This window comes from Sphingosinicella sp., from assembly GCF_041916975.1.
Taxonomy (GTDB): Bacteria; Pseudomonadota; Alphaproteobacteria; order Sphingomonadales; family Sphingomonadaceae; genus Sphingosinicella.
Genome location: NZ_JAYRYK010000002.1, coordinates 1 through 5,097, shown reverse-complemented (window position 1 = coordinate 5,097; position 5,097 = coordinate 1). Strand labels below are relative to the sequence as shown.

6 protein-coding genes are annotated in these 5,097 nt (G+C 65.0%); all 6 read right to left on the bottom strand.

Annotation, left to right across the window (positions count from 1 at the left end; all coding sequences use genetic code 11):
• On the bottom strand, window positions 1-1,186 hold a 1,186-nt coding region (uvrC, locus tag ACE3TJ_RS19630; RefSeq protein WP_374599522.1), incomplete at its 3' end, for an excinuclease ABC subunit UvrC.
• A gap of 12 nt (window positions 1,187-1,198) precedes the next feature.
• Window positions 1,199-2,236, bottom strand: a complete 1,038-nt coding sequence (gene nagZ / locus ACE3TJ_RS19625; protein ID WP_374599520.1) for a beta-N-acetylhexosaminidase — start codon at window positions 2,234-2,236, stop codon at window positions 1,199-1,201.
• Complete coding sequence (gene acpS, locus ACE3TJ_RS19620) at window positions 2,233-2,610, bottom strand: holo-ACP synthase (protein WP_324513784.1); 378 nt, start codon at window positions 2,608-2,610, stop codon at window positions 2,233-2,235. The genes nagZ and acpS overlap by 4 nt, the downstream gene beginning before the upstream one ends.
• Window positions 2,607-3,368, bottom strand: a complete 762-nt coding sequence (locus ACE3TJ_RS19615; protein ID WP_374599517.1) for a pyridoxine 5'-phosphate synthase — start codon at window positions 3,366-3,368, stop codon at window positions 2,607-2,609. The genes acpS and ACE3TJ_RS19615 overlap by 4 nt, the downstream gene beginning before the upstream one ends.
• Window positions 3,365-4,102: a DNA repair protein RecO gene (gene recO / locus ACE3TJ_RS19610; protein WP_374599515.1), complete on the bottom strand. Its 738-nt coding sequence runs from the start codon at window positions 4,100-4,102 to the stop codon at window positions 3,365-3,367. The genes ACE3TJ_RS19615 and recO overlap by 4 nt, the downstream gene beginning before the upstream one ends.
• A gap of 18 nt (window positions 4,103-4,120) precedes the next feature.
• The coding region (era, locus tag ACE3TJ_RS19605) for a GTPase Era (RefSeq protein WP_374599513.1) at window positions 4,121-5,097 on the bottom strand (977 nt) is incomplete at its 5' end.

The window sequence follows — 5,097 nt, the reverse complement described above, 5'->3', positions numbered from 1 at the left end:
TGGTGTGGGAAATGTCGAAACACTCGATGCGGTTCGGCGTGTCGAGCAGATCGAGGGCGTCGCGCAGGGCTTCGAGGCGCGCTTCGCCGCGGGACGATTCCTGTTCGCGGGCGAGCAGCGCCAGCCCCGCGTTGTTCTCGGCCATGCCCATCCAGGCGCGTTCGTTCTCGAAGCGGGCAGCGACGACCGGCACCTTGCCTTCGACGATCTCGTCCAGCGCCTCCTTGATGGTCGCGGGATCGAGATTGACGAGGATCTTGGTGGGCAAAGGATGATCGAGGTAATGCTGCTCGACGAAGGCCAGCAGCGCGTCGAGCGGGGCGCAGCCCTTGGCATTGCTCGGGAACAGCGGCCGGTCGCCAAGGTGACGCCCAGCCCGGATCATCGCCAGGTTGACGCACACCGTGCCGCCCCGCTCCACTGCGGCGAGCACGTCCACATCCTCGCCCTTCGCACTTTCGACAAACTGCTTGTGGAGCACGGCCTGCAGGTTGCGGATCTGGTCGCGATAGACGGCGGCCTTCTCGAAGGCCAGCTCGTCGGACGCCGCCTGCATGCGCTGCGACAGATCGTCCACCACGTCGCTATGGCGGCCGCTGAGAAACAGGCTGGCCAATTGAACGTCGGCAGCGTAGGCATCTTTGTCGATCAGCCCGACGCAGGGTCCGGTGCAGCGCTGAATCTGATGCAGCAGGCACGGCCGCGAACGGTTGCTGAAGGTGGTGTCCTCGCAGGTGCGCAGACGGAAGATCTTCTGCATCAGATGCAGGGTTTCGCGCACCGCCCAACTGTTGGGAAACGGCCCGAAGTAGCGCACGCCCTTACGGAAAGCGCCGCGGTGATAGTAGATCTGCGGAAAATCCCCGCCGGAGAGCGCAATGTAGGGGTAAGACTTGTCGTCCCGAAACAGGATGTTGTATTTCGGACCAAGGCTCTTGATGAGATTGTTTTCGAGGATCAGCGCCTCGGCCTCGGAGCGGGTGGCGGTGGTATCCACGCGCACCACCTGCCCGACCATGATCGCGATGCGCGGACTGAGTTGGGTGCGCTGGAAATAGGACGACACCCGCCGCTTGAGGTTCTTGGCCTTGCCAACGTAAAGCACCACCTCGCCTTCGCCGATCATGCGATAGACGCCCGGCTCCTCGGTGAGGGAGCGCAGGAAGGCCTTGGCGTCGAAGCTCATGCGGACATCGACTCAGCCCAGCGCCAACACACTGTCGCGGGCGGCGCAGTACGGCGCCCAGCCAGCGAGGGTTTGCGGATCGGCGGGAGCGCTGCCGGGGCGCGGACGCAGGGCAGCGATGCGGGCACTGCTGTCGCCGCTCACCGCCGGGCGCCAACGGTCGAGGAGCTGTACCGCGAAGTCGGGACGGTTACATACCAGCACCATGTCACAGCCGGCGCCATGCGCCGCTTCGGCGCGGGCCACGATGTCGCCGGCAACGCTGGCCCCTTCCATGGTCAGATCGTCGCTGAAGACAACCCCCTGAAAACCGAGCTTGCCGCGCAGCACCTGTTGCAGCCAGAACGGCGAAAACCCGGCCGGACGCGGGTCGATGTTCTCGAAGATCACATGGGCCGGCATCACCCCGCCCAGCTCGCCGGCAAGCCGGCGGAAAGGCTGGATGTCCTCGGCCCACACGGCGTCGAAAACGCGGCCGTCGACCGGAATGGCCACATGGGAATCCGCCTCGACGGCACCGTGACCGGGAAAGTGCTTGCCCACTGCGCGCATCCCCGCATCGCCCAGACCGGCGACAACGGCGCGGGCCAGTTCGGTGGCGACCTGCGGATCGCGGTGGAAGGCGCGGTCGCCGATCACCGAACTCACCCCGTAGTCGAGATCGAGCACCGGCGCGTAGCTCAGATCGACACCGTGGGCACGCAGCTCGGCCGCCAGTACGAACCCGGCGTGACGGGCGCCGGCCTTGGCGGCGTCGACGTCGGCTTCCCAGGCGGCACCGAACCGGCGCATCGCCGGCAAGCGCGTGAATCCGTTGCGAAAACGCTGGACGCGACCGCCTTCGTGATCGACGGAAATCAGCACCTCGGGCCGCGCCGCGCGGATCGCCGCGGTCAGCGCCCGCAGTTGCGCCGGCTCAGCGTAGTTGCGGGCGAACAGAATCACGCCGCCAACCAGCGGGTGCTGCAGGATTTCGCGCTCTTCGGCGGTGACTTCGTAGGCAGCCACGTCGAGCATGACCGGACCGGGTTGGGCGTGGGATGGCTTCATGGTTTTTCGATGACGGCAAAGGCGACGACGTAGTCGACTTCGTCGGACAGGCTGAGGTGGGCGACATAGCCGCGCGCTTGCATATAGGCCGCCAGCGCGGGCGAAAACTCGAACAGCGGTTTGCCGAGGGCATCGTGGCCGACCCGCACGGCATGCAGCGTGGCCGGTGCGGCAACGCCGGTGCCGAGCGCTTTGCCGAAGGCTTCCTTGGCCGCGAAACGCTTGGCGAGCAGACGGGCCGGATCGCGGGCCGCCTCGAAAGCCGACCGCTCGGATTGGTCCAGAATGCGTTCGGCAAAGCGGGCACCGTGGCGCGTCAGGGCGTCGTCGAGGCGCGCCACCTTCACGATGTCGGTGCCTACGCCGTGGATCACGCCTTCAACCCGCGATCGGCGGCTTCGCGCATCAGGCGCTTCATCTCCTTCACGGCCTCGCGCAGGCCGGTAAACACCGAGCGGCTGACGATGGAGTGACCGATATGCAGCTCGCGGATGCCCGGCAGGCGGGCGATGGGCTGGACGTTGTAGTAATTGAGCGCGTGGCCGGCATTGAAGCGCAGCCCAAGACCACGGATCGCCTCGCCGGCGCGGGCGACCTTTTCGATTTCGACGATCACGGCCGGGCTTTCGGCATCGCGGCCAGTGGCATGGAAAGCGTGGGCGTAAGGCCCGGTATGGATTTCGCAAACCTTTGCACCGATGCGTGCGGCAGCCTCCACCTGGGCGATCTCGGCATCGATGAAGACGCTGACCATGATGCCCACGTCGGCGAGACGCGCCACGGCACTTTTGAGGCGTGCTTCCTGGGAAACGATGTCGAGGCCGCCTTCGGTGGTGACTTCATGGCGGCCTTCCGGCACGAACATGGCCATTTCGGGCTTGAGCCCGCAGGCGATGCCGACCATCTCGTCGGTGGCGGCCATCTCGAGGTTGAGCTTGATCTGGGTGAGATCGCGCAGGCGGCGCACGTCCTCATCCTGGATGTGGCGGCGATCCTCGCGCAAATGCACAGTGATCCCGTCGGCACCGCCGAGATGCGCTTCGACGGCAGCCCATACGGGGTCCGGTTCCCAAGTGCGACGGGCTTGGCGCAGGGTGGCCACGTGGTCGATATTGACGCCGAGTTCGATCAAGACGGTTCTCCGGGAAAAGCAAACAATTCGGTAAAGACGCGGCGGGACTGGAGCACCTGTCCGCCGAGGTAATGCTGGATGAGCCGACGCATCAGAGCCTTGCTCTGGACCACGGTTTCCGGTTCGCGGAAATCGCCCGACGCCATGTCGAGAAGGGTCTTGCCGGTAACCACCGCCGCGTCGTCGTCGCTGCGCCCATCGATGGATACCGGACCGCGCTCGATTATATAAGCGTAGCGCGCATCGCCCCGGACCGGCTCGCCGTCGGCATCCACATCCAGCGACAGGCCGTAGCCGAGCTCTTTCAACAAGGCCAGCTCGAAGCGACGCAACACGACTTCCTGGGATTCGCCCGCGGCGAGCGCCCGCAAGGTGTCGCCGTAAGCCCGATGCAGACGGGGGTGTGCGTCCTCCCGCGGCATCAAGCGCATCAGCAGCTCATTGGCATAATAGGCGCACAGTAGCGCCTGCCCGGCAAGCAGCGGCTGGCCACCCATCCACTCGGCACGGACGAGGGTTTTCATCTCGCCGCCGCCGCTCCAGTCGATCAGGAGCGGCTGAAAAGCCATCAGTACCCCGCGCAATTGCGACATGGGCCGGCGCGCGCCCTTGGCAACCAGACCGACGCGACCGTGATCCCGGCTGAAGACTTCGACGATGAGGCTGGTTTCCCGGTAGGGATAGCTGTGCAGCACGAAAGCGGGCTGCTGATCGACGCGCTGCTTGGCGGTCACAGGCTTTCCGGGTCGGACTTATTCGTAGCCAAGACTCTTGAGTGCCCGCTCGTCGTCGGCCCAGCCGCTCTTGACCTTGACCCAGACTTCGAGGAAGACCCGAGAATCGAAGAGCTTTTCCATTTCGAGGCGGGCTTCGGTGCCGATGCGCTTGAGGCGCTCGCCGCCCTTGCCAATCACCATCGCCTTATGAGCATCGCGATCGACGATGATCGCGGCGTGAATGCGGCGCAGACCGGGCTCGGCCTCGAACTTCTCGATCTCGACGGTCATGCCGTAGGGCAGCTCTTCGCCAAGCTGGCGGAACAGCTTTTCCCGCAGGAATTCAGACGCAAGAAAACGCTCGCTCCGATCGGTGATGTCGTCCGCGTCGAAGATCGGATCGCCCTCCGGCAGATAGGGCTTGGCGGCCTTGATCAGTTGATCGGTATTGCGGCCCTTTTCGGCACTGACCGGCACGATCTCGGCAAACGGGAAAACGCCGCTCATTTTCTGTAGAAAGGGCAGCATCCGCGCCTTGTCCTCGAGAAGGTCGACCTTGTTGACCACCAGGATCACCTTCCCATTGGCCGGCAGCAGCTTGAGCACCTGCTCGTCTTCCGGGCCAAACCGGCCGCTTTCGATCACGAAGAGCACCAAGTCGACGTCGGACAGCACCTGGGTCACGGTGCGATTCATCGCCCGGTTGAGGGCGTTTTTGTGGCGAGTCTGGAAACCCGGGGTATCGACGAAGACGAACTGGGAACGCCCCTCGGTCAGCACGCCGGTCACCCGATGCCGCGTGGTCTGCGCCTTGCGGGAGACGATGCTGATCTTTTGGCCGATCAAGCGGTTGAGTAGCGTGGACTTGCCCACGTTGGGGCGGCCAACGATGGCGACGAAGCCCGTGCGGAAGGGCTGGTCGGCGGGAGTGGATTCGGTCATTTCTTGGGCAGAAGTTCCAGCGCCCGCTGAGCGGACTGCTGTTCGGCAGCGCGGCGACTCACGCCGATGCC

Bases quoted from the DNA above. Each gene is read 5' to 3' on its own strand.
- nagZ (WP_374599520.1), bottom strand. From the start codon at position 2,236: ATGAAGCCATCCCACGCCCAACCCGGTCCGGTCATGCTCGACGTGGCT.